Source organism: uncultured Aquabacterium sp., from assembly GCF_913773725.1.
Taxonomy (GTDB): domain Bacteria; phylum Pseudomonadota; class Gammaproteobacteria; order Burkholderiales; family Burkholderiaceae_C; genus Aquabacterium.
The window spans coordinates 46,818-58,879 of the sequence record NZ_CAJYGK010000019.1 but is presented as its reverse complement, the minus strand read 5'-3'; the positions used below and the strand labels follow the sequence as shown (position 1 = coordinate 58,879).

Below are 12,062 nucleotides of genomic sequence, written 5' to 3'. Positions count from 1 at the left end.
GTGCGGCGTCCCCCCTCTTACAAAGTTGGAAGGAGCGCCACGTGGCCCTGTTTTCTCAATTCCGTCTGGGAACCCGCCTGATTGCCGGGTTCTTGTCCGTGATCCTGCTCGGCGCTGGCGTGGCGGGCGTCGGCATCCATGGATTGGCCCGGCTCAATGAGCAGAGCCAGACCCTCTATGACAAGGAGCTGCTCGGCATCTCCCACCTCAAGGAAGCGAACATCAACCTGATCTATGTGGGCCGCGCCCGGGCTCGCCTGGCGCTGGCCCAGAACGACCAGGATCGTGCCGCTGCGCGACAGGTGGTGGACAAGGCCCTGCAGGACTTCGACCACTGGTTCGGAGAGGCCCGCATTCGGTTCTACACCGACCGCGGGCGTGCCTTGGTGGCCGAAGTGGCCGACATGGCCACCGCCTGGCGAACGGCCACGATGGCCTACATGGCTGCCGCCACGCCGGCCCGCCTGCAAGAGGCGGACGCGGAACTGGCCGCCTTGGACCGCACTGTGCGGCAGGCCAACCAGGCGCTGGACGAGCGGCTCACCGAGCTGACCCGCATGAAGGAGCAGCAAGGCCAGCAAGCCGCCCGGGACGGGGAATCCATGTACCGGTCGGTGGCCGCCTTGCTGCTCGGGCTCACGACGCTGTCTGCCGTGCTGGGCGTGGGCATCGGCATCGTGCTGACCCGGGGCCTGACCCGGCAGCTGGGCGGGGAGCCTGCCGAGGTGGCTGCGCTGGCTGGTGACATTGCATCGGGCAATCTGGGCACCGACATCGATCTGCGCCAGGCGCGACCGGGCAGCATCGTGATGGCGATGGCCGACATGCAGGCAGCGCTGCGCCGACTGGTCGGACAGGTGCGCACCAGCAGCGACAGCATCGCGACCGCGTCGGGCCAGATCGCCACGGGCAACCTGGATCTGAGCCAGCGCACGGAGGAGCAGGCCAGCAACCTGCAGCAGACAGCCGCGTCGATGGAGCAGCTGACGGGCACCGTGGCGCACAACGCCGACACGGCACAGAAGGCCTCGGCGCTGGCCACGGCCGCCAGCGGGGCTGCGGCTGCCGGGGGCGAGGCGGTGGCGCGTGTCGTGGCCACGATGACGGACATCACGGCCTCGAGCCGCCAGATCGGCGAGATCATCGGTGTGATCGACGGCATCGCCTTCCAGACCAACATCTTGGCGCTGAACGCTGCGGTGGAAGCCGCCCGTGCCGGCGAGCAGGGCCGAGGCTTTGCCGTCGTCGCCGGTGAAGTGCGCAGCCTGGCGCAGCGCAGTGCCCAGGCCGCTCGCGAGATCCGCACGCTGATCCACGACAGCGTCGAGAAGGTGGAAGCCGGTAGCAACCAGGTTGACCAGGCCGGCCGCACGATGAACGATGTCATGGCGCAGGTCCGCCGGGTCAGCGAGCTGATCAACGAAATCAGTTCGGCGACCCAGGAACAGAGCACCGGCATCGGTCAGGTCGGCCAGGCGGTGACGCAACTGGATCAGGTGACGCAGCAGAACGCCGCCCTGGTCGAGGAAAGCGCGGCCGCGGCAGAGAGCCTGAGCCAGCAGGCGCAGCACCTGGTTCAGGCTGTCAGCGTGTTCCGGCTGGCCGCCTGAGGCCGCAGGGCCGCACGCCAGGGCCTCGTGTGGCATACTCTGGTTCCGCGTGGGGGCGTGTGCCCCCGCACCGCAGGCCAGACACGAGGAGCAGGACATGGGCGCAGCAGGCACCGACACCCCGATCACCAACGTACAGCGCGTGGTGGCCACCGAGGCCGCCCAGGCCCTGATCGCCCGCCTGCGCGAAGCGCACGGTGACGTGTTCTTCTACCAGTCGCACGGCTGCTGCGACGGCAGCACCCCGATGTGCTACGGCCCGGGCGAGATGCCGCTGACCAAGGAGGACATCCAGCTGGGCACGGTGGCCGGCGCGCCCTTCTATGCCGGCCGCACGCAGGCCGAATACATGCAGGGCACGCAGCTGATCCTGGATGTGGGACAGGGCAGCCTGGGTACGTTCTCGCTCGAGGATGCGCATGGCCTGCACTTCAAGGCGCAGACCCGCTTGTGGAACGACGAGGAATCGGCCTGGCTGGCCGCCCACCCGCTGTGGTGAGTTGGCCGTTTCGTCAGCCCAGCGAGGCGACGAAGCGCGCCAGCCGTTGCAGGCCTTCCTGAAGATCGGCCCGTGAGGCGGCATACGACAGCCGCACATGCGACGCGGCACTGCAGTGTCCGAAGTCGTGGCCGGGCGTCAGGGCCACATGGGCTTCCTGCAGCGCGCGTTGGCAGAAGGCCATGGCGTCGAGCCCGGTGCGGCTGACGTCGATGTAGACATAGAAGGCGCCATCGGGCTGCACCGGCACATGCAGGCCGGCCGCGGCCAGCCCCGCCAGCACCAGGGCGCGCCGCGCGGCGAACTCGGTGCGCCGTTCCTCGCACACCGCGATGGATTCGGGTGTGAAGCAGGCCAGCGCCGCCAGCTGGGACGGCGTCGACGGGCAGATGTAGTAGTTCTGCGCCAGGCGCTCCATCACCGGCACCATGGCCTCGGGCACGATGGCCCAGCCCAGCCGCCAGCCGGTCATTCCGAAGTACTTCGAGAAGCTGTTGATCACGACCGCATCCGGGTCGCAGGCCAGCACGGTCTGGGCGGGTCGGCCCTGGGCGTCGGCATCGCTCAGGTTGAGGTAGATCTCGTCGACGATGCGCCAGGCTCCGCGGGCGCGTGCCCAGTCGCAGATGGCGGCCAGTTCCTCGGCGGGCACGGACGTGCCGGTCGGGTTGGACGGCGTGGCGATCATCAGCCCGCGCGTGCGCGCGCTCCAGTGCCGCTGGACGGCGGCCAGGTCCAGCTGGAAGCGGGCCGCAGCGTCGGTGGGCACCAGCCGCACATCGGCCCCGAAACCGCTGAGGAACTGGCGGTTGCAGGGGTAGGACGGATCGCCGACCAGCACCTCGTCACCCGGATCGACCAGCGCTGCCGTGACCAGCAGCAAGGCCGCCGAGGCCCCGGCCGTCACGACCACGCGGTGCGCCGGCACCTCGATGCCGTGCGCCCGACGGTAGAAGCCGGCAATGGCCTCGCGCAGGGCCGGCAGCCCCAGGGCGCCGGTGTAGGGCAGGGCGGTGTCACGCGCGATTCGGGCCAGCTCGGCCAGCACGGCAGGCGGCGCGCCGAAATCGGGCTCGCCCAGGTTGAGCTTGATCACACGGTGGCCGGCCGCCTCGAGTTCGGCGGCGTGTTTGCCGAACTCCATGGCCAGAAAGGGGCGGATGGCGTTGGCGCGATGAGAAAAACGCATGGCGGAGAGCACGGCTGAGCCCGAGGCTCAGGTGAAACGGGACGAAACCGATATTGTCCCTGGCGTCAGCGGACGCGCGCCACGAACTGCGTCAAGGTGGGCGGCAGGACCACATCACGGCACAGGGTGATCAGGTGAAGTCCTTCCTCGGGTGGCAGGGCCGCTGCGCCGCGCACGGCCGCCCCCACGATGCCGGTCACCAGGCGCCCCATTGCCAGGGCCTCGTCGGCGTCGACCTGGGGCAGAGCCCGGCTCACGGCGCGCGCGATGGTGCGGGCGTGGGCCTCCACCTCATCGCGGTCCAGGGCCTGCAGGCGCGGATCCGCCTGGGTGGCCTGCCAGATGGCCCGTGCGCCCGGCACGTGGTCGAAGACGCCCTGGTAACCCAGCAACATGGCTTGCGCGGCGGGCACCAGGTCGTCGGGCGACCGCACGGTGTCGAACCCCGCTTCGACGCAGGCCCGGCTGTGCGCGCTGTGGCGCTCGGCCAGCGTGGCGATGATGGCGATCTTGTCGGGAAAGTAGCGGTAGATGGAGGCCGGCGTCACGCCCGAGCGGGCTGCGATGTCGCTGATGGCGACGGCGTCCACGCCGTGCGCTTCGATGAGGGCGGTGGTGGCGTCCAGCACACGCTCGACGCGGGCGCGGCTGCGGGCCTGAACAGGCAGGGGGCGTGCGGGAGCACAAGTGAACGACTCGACCATGGCTTGACTTTCGCACAAAGCTGACGGAGAGTCACGTTCGTAAACGTGATGGGTTGTCACGTATTGGGGTCGAGCATGGCACGGCGTGTGTTTGTCTGGGCTGCCCATCCGCGGGCGGGATCTCTGTGTGAGGGGCTGGCGCAGGCGTATGCCGACGGCGCACGCGACGAGGGGGCAGACGTCCGCCTGCTCAAGCTGTCCGAAATGGCCTTCGATGTGGGAGGCTTTGCAGGCTACGGGGCGCCGAACCCGCCGCTGGAGCCTTCCCTGCAGGCGTGGCAGGAGGCCACTACCTGGTGCGAGCACATGCTGTGGGTGCACCCCTACTGGTGGGGCGCCATGCCGGCGCAGGCCAAGGCCGTGCTCGACCGCGCGCTGGTGCCCGGCTTCGGTTTCAAGTACCGCGACAAGGGGCTGCTGTGGGACAAGCTGCTGACGGGGCGGAGCGCCGACGTCATCATCACCTCGGACACCCCGCCGCTGTGGGACACGCTGGTCTACGGCCGACCCGGCCGCCGCGTGGTGCGCAACCAGGTGCTGTCGTTCTGCGGCGTGCGCTGCCAGCAGGTCCGCCAATGGGGCCCGGTGAAGACGGCCACGCCTGAACAACGGGCAGCGTGGGTGGCCGAAGCCCACCGCATGGGGCGGGCTGCCGCAGGGGGGTGAGCCCGCGCGCCGCCTGCCGTCGCGTCACTGGTTGCTCGGGAAGGTGAACACCGCCTTCTCTCGGATGCCGGAGGAGGGCCAGCGTTGGGTGATGGTCTTGCGGCGGGTGTAGAAGCGCACACCATCGGGGCCGTAGGCGCTCAGGTCGCCGAAGAGCGAGCGCTTCCAGCCGCCGAAGCTGTGGAAGGACACCGGCACCGGCAGGGGCACGTTCACGCCCACCATGCCGACCTTGATGCGGTCGGTGAAGTAGCGGGCGGCCTCGCCGTCGCGCGTGAACAGGCAGGTGCCGTTGCCGTACTCGTGGGCGTCGATCAGGGCCATGGCCTCGTCCAGCGAGCCCACGCGCACGATGCTCAGCACGGGGCCGAAGATCTCGTCGCGGTAGATCGTCATGCCGGGCTTGACGTGGTCGAACAGGCAGCCGCCCAGGAAAAAGCCTTCCGGTGCGCTGGCGATGCGGGTCTGGCGCCCATCGACCACCAGCGTGGCGCCTTCGGCCACGCCCGCGTCGACGTAGCCCTTGACCTTCTCGAAGTGGGCCTGCGTGACGAGCGGGCCCATGTCGTTGCCTGGCTCGGTGCCGGGGCCGACCTTCATCTGCTTCAACGCCGCGGTCAGGCGTTCGGCCAGGGCATCGCCCACCGCATCGCCCACGGCCACGACCACGGGGATGGCCATGCATCGCTCACCGCATGAGCCAAAGGCCGCGCCCATCAGCGCCGACACGGCGTTGTCCAGGTCGGCATCCGGCATGACCACGGCGTGGTTCTTGGCGCCGCCCAGGGCCTGCACGCGCTTGCCGGTGGCGCAACCGCGGGTGTAGATGGACTCGGCGATCGGCGTGGAGCCCACGAAGCTGATGGCCTGCACCACGGGGCTGTCGATCAGGGCATCGACCGCTTCCTTGTCGCCGTTGACGATGTTGAGCACGCCATCGGGCAGGCCGGCTTCCTTGGCCAGTTCGGCCAGGAACAGCGTCGACGAGGGCGTCTTCTCGGACGGCTTGAGCACGAAGGTGTTGCCGCACACAACGGCCAGCGGCCACATCCACAGCGGCACCATGGCGGGGAAGTTGAACGGCGTGATGCCGGCCACCACGCCCAGCGGCTGGAACTCGCTCCACGAGTCGATGGCCGGGCCCACGTTCTTGCTGTGCTCGCCCTTGAGCAGTTCGGGCGCATAGCAGGCGAACTCGACGTTCTCGATGCCGCGCTGCAGCTCGCCCAGCGCGTCGCTCAGCACCTTGCCGTGCTCGGCGGTGATCAGCGCACACAGTTGGTCGGCCCGTTCTTCGAGCAGCTGCTTGAAGCGGAACATGATGCGCGCGCGCTTGGACGGCGGCGTTTCGCGCCAGGCCGGGAACGCGGCTTCGGCCGCGGCGATGGCCGATTGCACGGTGGCGGTCGAGGCGAGCGCGACCTGCCGGGTGGGGGCGCCCAGGGCCGGGTCGTAGACGGGCTGGGTGCAGGCCGTGTCGGCGACGTGCTGGCCGTTGATGAAGTGTCCGATGGTCTGCATGGTGCGGCGGTGGCGAGGTGAAAACACGGGAGGTCAGGCGGTGGCGTCCAGGGCCTCGCCCAGGGCCGCCACCAGGTCGTCGATCTGGGCCGGCGTGCTGATGAAGGGGGGCGCCAGCTGGATTGTGTCGCCGCCGAAGCGCACGTAGAAGCCCTGGCGCCAGCAGTGCATGGCGATCTCGAACGGGCGGCGTGTCGGGTCGCCATCGCGGGGGGCGATCGTGAAGCCGGCGGCCAGCCCAATGTTGCGGATGTCCTTGATGTGCGGGCGGCCCTTCAAGCTGTGCACGGCCTGTTCGAAGTGGGGCGCCAGGGCCCGCACGCGGCCGGGGCCGTCTTCCCGCTCCAGCACGTCCAGTGTGGCGAGCGCTGCGGCGCAGGCCACCGGGTGGGCCGAGTAGGTGTAGCCATGCGGGAACTCGATGGCGTGCTCGACGCCACCGGCGACCATGAAGGTGTCGTACACCTCGCTGCGCGCGGCCACCCCGCCCATCGGCACGGCGCCGTTGGTCACCTGCTTGGCAAAGTTCAGGATGTCGGGTGTCACGCCAAAGGCCTCGGCGCCCGTCCAGGCACCCGCGCGGCCAAAGCCGGTGATCACCTCGTCGAAGATCAGCAGGATGTTGTGCTGCGTGCAGATCTCGCGCAGGCGCTGCAGGTAGCCTTTGGGCGGCACGATGACGCCGGCCGAGCCCGAGAAGGGTTCGACGATGACGGCGGCGATGTTCGACGCATCATGCAGGCCGATCAACTCCAGCAGCTCGTCGGCCAGATGGGCACCTTCGTCGGGCATGCCGCGGCTGAACGCATTGCCCGGCAGCAGGGTGTGGGGCAGGTGGTCGCACTGCAGGCCTTCACCATAGAGCTTGCGGTTGCCGCCGATGCCGCCGACGCTGATGCCGCCAAAGTTCACGCCGTGGTAGCCCTTGAGGCGGCCGATGAAGCGGGTTTTGCTGGGCTGGCCCTTCATGCGCCAGTACGCCCGCGCCATCTTCAGCGACGTGTCGGCCGCTTCCGAGCCCGAGCCGACGAAGAACACATGGTTCAGCCCGTCGGGCAGCAGGCCCACCACGCGCTCGGCCAACTGGAACGACAGCGGGTGACCGAACTGGAAGGCGGGTGCGTAGTCCAACGTGGCGATCTGTCGGGCCACGGCCTCGCTGATCTCGGCGCGGGCGTGGCCCAGGCCGCAGGTCCACAGGCCCGAAAGGCCGTCGAACACCTGGCGGCCGTCGGCATCGGTGTAGTGGCAGCCCTGGGCGGCCACCAGCAGCCGCGGGTCCTGCTTGAACTGGCGGTTGGCCGTGTAGGGCATCCAGTGCGCGCGCAACTGGGCCTCGGTCGGGTGGTGAGGGCGCGAGGCGGGCTGGGTGGCAGAAGGCAGGTCGCTGAGGTCCATGGCGGGCTTCCGAAGGCTGGGCAGACAGAGGGGACGGGCTGGCGGGCAGGGTGGCCCGGTGCACGTGCCTGGATGAAACCGATTCTGGTCAGCCCTTCTGTTCTAATAAATAGACATCTTTCGATGTTCAGGTTCAATGGATTGAAACTTTCATGGTCAAGAAAGCCTTGCTGGGGCAGGTGGGCGATGCCGAGTTGCGCCTGTTGCGGATCTTCCGGGCCGTGGTGGCCTGTGGGGGGCTCGCGGCGGCCGAGCTCGAGCTCAACATCGGCCGCTCGACCATCAGCCGCCATCTGAAGGACCTGGAGACCCGCCTGGGGTTGGTGCTGTGCCGCCGGGGACGTGCGGGGTTTGCGCTCACGGCCGATGGCCAGCGGGTGTACGACGGGGCGCAGCGCCTCCTGGGGGCGATGGACGCATTTCGCGAAGACGTGCGCGACATGCATGCCGAACTGGTTGGCCAGCTGCACATCGCGTTGTTCGACAAGACCGTGACCAACCCACAGGCCCGCATCGGCCAGGCCATCCGGGCGTTCCGGCGCCAGGCGCCGGCCGTGTCGCTGGAGCTGACGGTGGCCACGCTGGGTGAGATCGAGGCGGCGGTGATGGACGGCCGCGTGCACGTCGGGGTGGCGCCGGACCACCATCGCTCCGACAGCCTGCGTTACGCGCCGCTGTTCGACGAACAGATGTACCTGTACTGCGGCCGCCAGCATCCGCTGTTCGGCGCCGACCACGGCGCGCTCGACTGGCAGGAACTGCAGGATTACGACTATGCGGGCCTGGCGTTCCACTCACCCAATATGGATGCCACGCACCGCTTCCAGCTGCGGCGGCGGGCCGTGGCCAGCGACCAGGAGGGCATCGCGACGCTGATCCTGTCAGGGTGCTACCTGGGTTTCCTGCCCGACCATTACGCCGCCCCGTTCGAGCAGCAGGGCCTGGTGCAGCGGATCGATCATCCGGAGTGCCGCTATGAGGTGCGCTTCGTGGCCATCCAGAGGCGGGCCGCGCACCCCTCGCGCGTGACGGAGGCCTTCATGACCGCGCTGGCCGAGGCGCACGGGGTGGCGTCGGCCGCGGTCTGAGATGCAGGGTGGCCCCCCGGGAAGGGGGCTTCAGGCCCACCACGCGGCGTAGGCATTGCCCCAGCTGGGGTGCGGGCCGAAGCGATGGGCGTCGAGTTGGTGCTCGAATGTGTCTTGCAGTTCGGCGACGATGGCCGCATGCTGCCCCTCGTCGATCGGGCGGCCCAGCGGGGCGCCAAGAGGCTGCTCTTCGGCCTGGTGGCTCCAGTCGGGCAACGTGACGACCAGGATGGGCGCCGACGCCGAGCGCCCGAACTTCCACCCTCGGACCCGGCCACGAAAGCGCTCCGTGCCGCCGGCCACGTTCACCCCGGAAAAGGCGTTGTAGCGCGGCACGATGGACAACACCGCCTGGACTTCGGTGGTGGTGAGCTCCTGCGTGAGGAAATCGGCGGAGTAAAAGGGCGCGTTCTCGTCGACATGTTCGCCAAAGCCGAAGCGGACGAACTGCTGTGCGACCTGAATACGCCGCGCGGAAGTGACCGGCATGGCATCAAGGGTTGCTGCAATGCAGCATTGATACCACAACTCGGCTGGATGCGTGCTGATCCCGCCGGCATCCCCGGCTCTGAACGGGGTCCGCGGAGGGCCGTTCACCCCCCTTCCTGGTCGGCTGCCATCCCCCCGGTAAGGTAGTCCTTGATGCGGTCCACCCGCGGCCCCACCGCCATCACGGCGCCTTCCAGGGCCTCGTTCGTCAGTCCCAGGGCTTCCGCCCAGTGGGCGATCGAGGCGGCGTCGCTCATGTCCACCCGGGCATGGGAGTAGGGGTCGTCTGCGGCTTGCTGTGCGGGATCGGGCATGGCGTCCTCCTGTATGGCAGTGGGTCCGTACCGGATGGGCAACCCGCGTGCCGGTCTCGCCTGTGGGTGGGCGCGGGGGCCAGGTAAAGGGACGTAAATGCAAGCGACCGATTGCGCCCGATGGCAACAGGGTGTGGGAGATTTCCTCGCACGCGGTCGCAACGGGCGCGCTATCCTCGTTGTCATGGTGGCGGTGTTCGCCGCCGTCCGTTTTCTCTGCCGATGTCGCTCCTGTCACGCTATCTGCCCACACCTGAAGCCCTTCAGGGCCACCGTTGGTTGCGGTGGCTCGGCCCTGCTCTGACGCAGCCACAGTTGTGGCGCCTGAGCCGGCGGGGTCTGTCCCTCGGCATGGCGCTGGGCATCTTCTTCGGTCTGCTGATCCCGGTGGCGCAGATCCCGGTGAGCGCGGCGGCCGCCGTGCTGTTGCGCGCCAATCTGCCCGCTGCCGTGGGCAGCACGCTCGTCACCAATCCCGTCACGTTCGGGCCTGTGTACTACGGGGCGTGGCGACTGGGCAAGGCGATGCTGGGGGAAGAGGTCGATGCCGAGGAGGCGCCGCCTGCCGTGCCGACCGGCACAGCGCCGGACACTGCGGATGAAGACCTCGGCTGGTGGGCGCGGACCCGGGCTCAGCTGGCCGGCGTCGGCAAGCCGTTGGTGCTGGGCCTGGCTGTACTGGCCTGCGGTGTCGGTCTGCTGACTTACCTGCTGGTGTCGTGGGGATGGTGGTTGCGCGTTCGCTTGCGTCGGCGCCGTCGACTGAAGGCCGCGGCGCAGCGTGTCAGTCCCATGTGATCCCTGCCGGTTGACGGGTCAGAACAGATTCAGCGTCGCCCACGCGGACACCGCCCCGATGAGCGCGCCGATGAGGACGTCGCTCGGGTAATGCAGGCCCAGCACCACGCGAGACAAGGCCACGAGCCCGGCGAAGACGCCCAACGGCCAGGTCAGCACAGGGTAGTAGGTCGATAGCATCACCGCGAAGGCCACGGCGTGCAGCGTGTGCCCGCTGGGAAAGCTGAACTCGTCCAGCGCACGCGCACACACGCGGATGCCCGGGCAGCTGCGAAAGGGGCGGGGGCGTCCGGTGCCTTGCTTGAGCGCCTTGTAGACGATCAGGTTGACCCCGCTCATGCCAGCCAGACGCAGCATGCAGTGCAGGCCACTTGGACCGCCCCACAGCCACAGCGCCGGGAAGGTCAGGTACCAGATGAGCCCGTCCGAAAGGCGACTGATCAGCTGCATCACGATCAGCACCGACGGTCTCACCGTGGCCCGGTGCAGCCATAGGGCGCAGGCACGTTCCCATTCCTGGCACGTGACACCGCCACGGCACAGCCACGGCCACAGCAGGCGGGCTGTGAGCCAGGGCGTCCACTCAGGCGGCGCGGGCTTGTCGGGCTCGGGGGGCATCATGGCCATGGGCGACCTCCAGCAGGCTGTGTTCGAACCGGCTCAGAACCTGATCCCACCGTGCGTTCAGTGCGAGCGCGCGGGCGCGCTCGCGCTGCAGGCCAGCATGACGGTGTTGCCAGGCCAGGGCGCAGGTGGCAGTGATGAACTGTTCGGGTTGCCCGTTGGGAATCACCCGCCCGGCGCCCGAACCTTGCACCAGCTCGCCAGCAGCGCCCAGGTCGAAGGCAACGACCGGCACCCCGCTGGCCAGCGCTTCGAGCACGACGTTGCCGAAGGTGTCGCTCAGCGAGGGAAAGAGAAAGAGGTCGGCCGCCGCGTAGTAGCGTGAAAGGGCTTCGCCAGTCTGCATGCCGACAAAGCGGACCTGCGGATAGCGGGCCTGCAGGCTGCGCCGCATCGGGCCGTCGCCGACCACCACCATGCCGGCGCGTGGCATCCCGGCGCGGACCACGTCGTAGGCCTGGAGGGCCAGTTCGACGTTCTTTTCTGCCGCCAGTCGGCCCACATACAGCAGCAAGGGGGCATCGGGGGGGGCCAGCTGTTCGCGCAGCCAGTCGCAGCGGTGGCGCGGGTGGAAGCGTTCGGTGTCCACCCCCCGGCCGATCACCTCCATCTGCGAAAAACCGGCCCGGGCCAACTCCCGCCGAGCCAGGTGCGTGGGCACATAGTTGCGCTGCGCACGGCCGTGAAACGCCCGCAGCACACGCAGCACCACGGGGGACAGCCAAGACAGCCCGTAGTGGGCGCTGTACAGGTGGAAGTTCGTGCGGAACTCGGCCGTGACGGGGATGTCCAGTGCCCGTGCGGCATGCAAGGCCGCCCAAGCGAGCGGCCCGGGGGTGGCCAGGTGGACCAGTTCCGGGCGCCATTGCAGGAGACGTTCGCGCCACTGACCGGGCCATGCCAGACCGAAGCGAAGATCGGGGTACATGGGCAGGGGCAGGCCGGCCGTGCGCCATTCATGCCGGGAGTCCAGCGGGCCCTCGTCCCGTTGCTGCGGGCGTACCAGGGTCAGATCATGTCCTTGCCGCCGAAGGTGGCTGACAGCGCGCTGCACGGTCAGCGCCACGCCGTTGATTTCCGGCGGGTAGGTTTCGGTGACGTAGACAAGGCGCACGGTGGGAGTCCTCCGGTCGGCAGCGAGGGGCCCGAAACGGGCAAGGCG

The 12,062-nt window shown here is 69.0% G+C and carries 13 protein-coding genes; 5 read left to right on the top strand and 8 right to left on the bottom strand.

Annotated features, from left to right (window positions below; all coding sequences use genetic code 11):
• Positions 1-41 precede the first annotated feature (41 nt).
• On the top strand, positions 42-1,610 hold the full coding sequence (locus tag QZ709_RS02515) for a methyl-accepting chemotaxis protein (protein ID WP_294635791.1): 1,569 nt from the start codon (positions 42-44) through the stop codon (positions 1,608-1,610).
• Between the two features lie 97 nt (positions 1,611-1,707).
• Positions 1,708-2,109, top strand: a complete 402-nt coding sequence (locus QZ709_RS02510; protein ID WP_294635790.1) for a DUF779 domain-containing protein — start codon at positions 1,708-1,710, stop codon at positions 2,107-2,109.
• Between the two features lie 13 nt (positions 2,110-2,122).
• Here the strand turns inward: QZ709_RS02510 and QZ709_RS02505 are convergent, their stop codons facing one another.
• Together QZ709_RS02505 and QZ709_RS02500 are read right to left on the bottom strand one after the other, a co-directional pair.
• Positions 2,123-3,298: a pyridoxal phosphate-dependent aminotransferase gene (locus tag QZ709_RS02505; protein ID WP_294635789.1), complete on the bottom strand. Its 1,176-nt coding sequence runs from the start codon at positions 3,296-3,298 to the stop codon at positions 2,123-2,125.
• 65 nt (positions 3,299-3,363) lie between these two features.
• On the bottom strand, positions 3,364-4,002 hold the full coding sequence (locus QZ709_RS02500) for a TetR/AcrR family transcriptional regulator (protein WP_294635788.1): 639 nt from the start codon (positions 4,000-4,002) through the stop codon (positions 3,364-3,366).
• Between the two features lie 75 nt (positions 4,003-4,077).
• Here QZ709_RS02500 and QZ709_RS02495 point away from each other — a divergent pair, with 75 nt between their 5' ends.
• Positions 4,078-4,668, top strand: coding sequence for an NAD(P)H-dependent oxidoreductase (locus tag QZ709_RS02495; RefSeq protein WP_294635787.1), 591 nt, complete (start codon positions 4,078-4,080; stop codon positions 4,666-4,668).
• A 24-nt stretch (positions 4,669-4,692) separates the two neighbouring features.
• On the opposite strand, the gene QZ709_RS02490 is transcribed toward QZ709_RS02495, so the two are convergent.
• Positions 4,693-6,189, bottom strand: coding sequence for a CoA-acylating methylmalonate-semialdehyde dehydrogenase (locus tag QZ709_RS02490; RefSeq protein WP_294635793.1), 1,497 nt, complete (start codon positions 6,187-6,189; stop codon positions 4,693-4,695).
• A gap of 33 nt (positions 6,190-6,222) precedes the next feature.
• On the bottom strand, positions 6,223-7,587 hold the full coding sequence (locus tag QZ709_RS02485; protein ID WP_294635786.1) for an aspartate aminotransferase family protein: 1,365 nt from the start codon (positions 7,585-7,587) through the stop codon (positions 6,223-6,225).
• A 152-nt stretch (positions 7,588-7,739) separates the two neighbouring features.
• On the opposite strand from QZ709_RS02485, the gene QZ709_RS02480 reads away from it, so the two are divergent.
• Positions 7,740-8,675, top strand: coding sequence for a LysR family transcriptional regulator (locus QZ709_RS02480; protein ID WP_294635785.1), 936 nt, complete (start codon positions 7,740-7,742; stop codon positions 8,673-8,675).
• Positions 8,676-8,705: 30 nt separating this feature from the next.
• Here QZ709_RS02480 and QZ709_RS02475 read toward each other — a convergent pair whose 3' ends face one another.
• Both QZ709_RS02475 and QZ709_RS02470 read right to left on the bottom strand, forming a co-directional pair.
• Positions 8,706-9,164 (bottom strand): hypothetical protein, encoded by a 459-nt coding sequence (locus QZ709_RS02475; protein WP_294635784.1) that lies wholly within the window; start codon positions 9,162-9,164, stop codon positions 8,706-8,708.
• Positions 9,165-9,268: 104 nt separating this feature from the next.
• Complete coding sequence (locus QZ709_RS02470; RefSeq protein WP_294635783.1) at positions 9,269-9,478, bottom strand: DUF3606 domain-containing protein; 210 nt, start codon at positions 9,476-9,478, stop codon at positions 9,269-9,271.
• A gap of 222 nt (positions 9,479-9,700) precedes the next feature.
• Here QZ709_RS02470 and QZ709_RS02465 point away from each other — a divergent pair, with 222 nt between their 5' ends.
• Complete coding sequence (locus QZ709_RS02465) at positions 9,701-10,276, top strand: DUF2062 domain-containing protein (protein ID WP_294635782.1); 576 nt, start codon at positions 9,701-9,703, stop codon at positions 10,274-10,276.
• Positions 10,277-10,294: 18 nt separating this feature from the next.
• Here QZ709_RS02465 and QZ709_RS02460 read toward each other — a convergent pair whose 3' ends face one another.
• Positions 10,295-10,903 (bottom strand): phosphatase PAP2 family protein, encoded by a 609-nt coding sequence (locus tag QZ709_RS02460; RefSeq protein WP_294635781.1) that lies wholly within the window; start codon positions 10,901-10,903, stop codon positions 10,295-10,297.
• Positions 10,860-12,014 (bottom strand): glycosyltransferase family 1 protein, encoded by a 1,155-nt coding sequence (locus tag QZ709_RS02455; RefSeq protein WP_294635780.1) that lies wholly within the window; start codon positions 12,012-12,014, stop codon positions 10,860-10,862. Before QZ709_RS02455 ends, QZ709_RS02460 begins: the two co-directional genes overlap by 44 nt.
• Between the last annotated feature and the right edge of the window lie 48 nt (positions 12,015-12,062).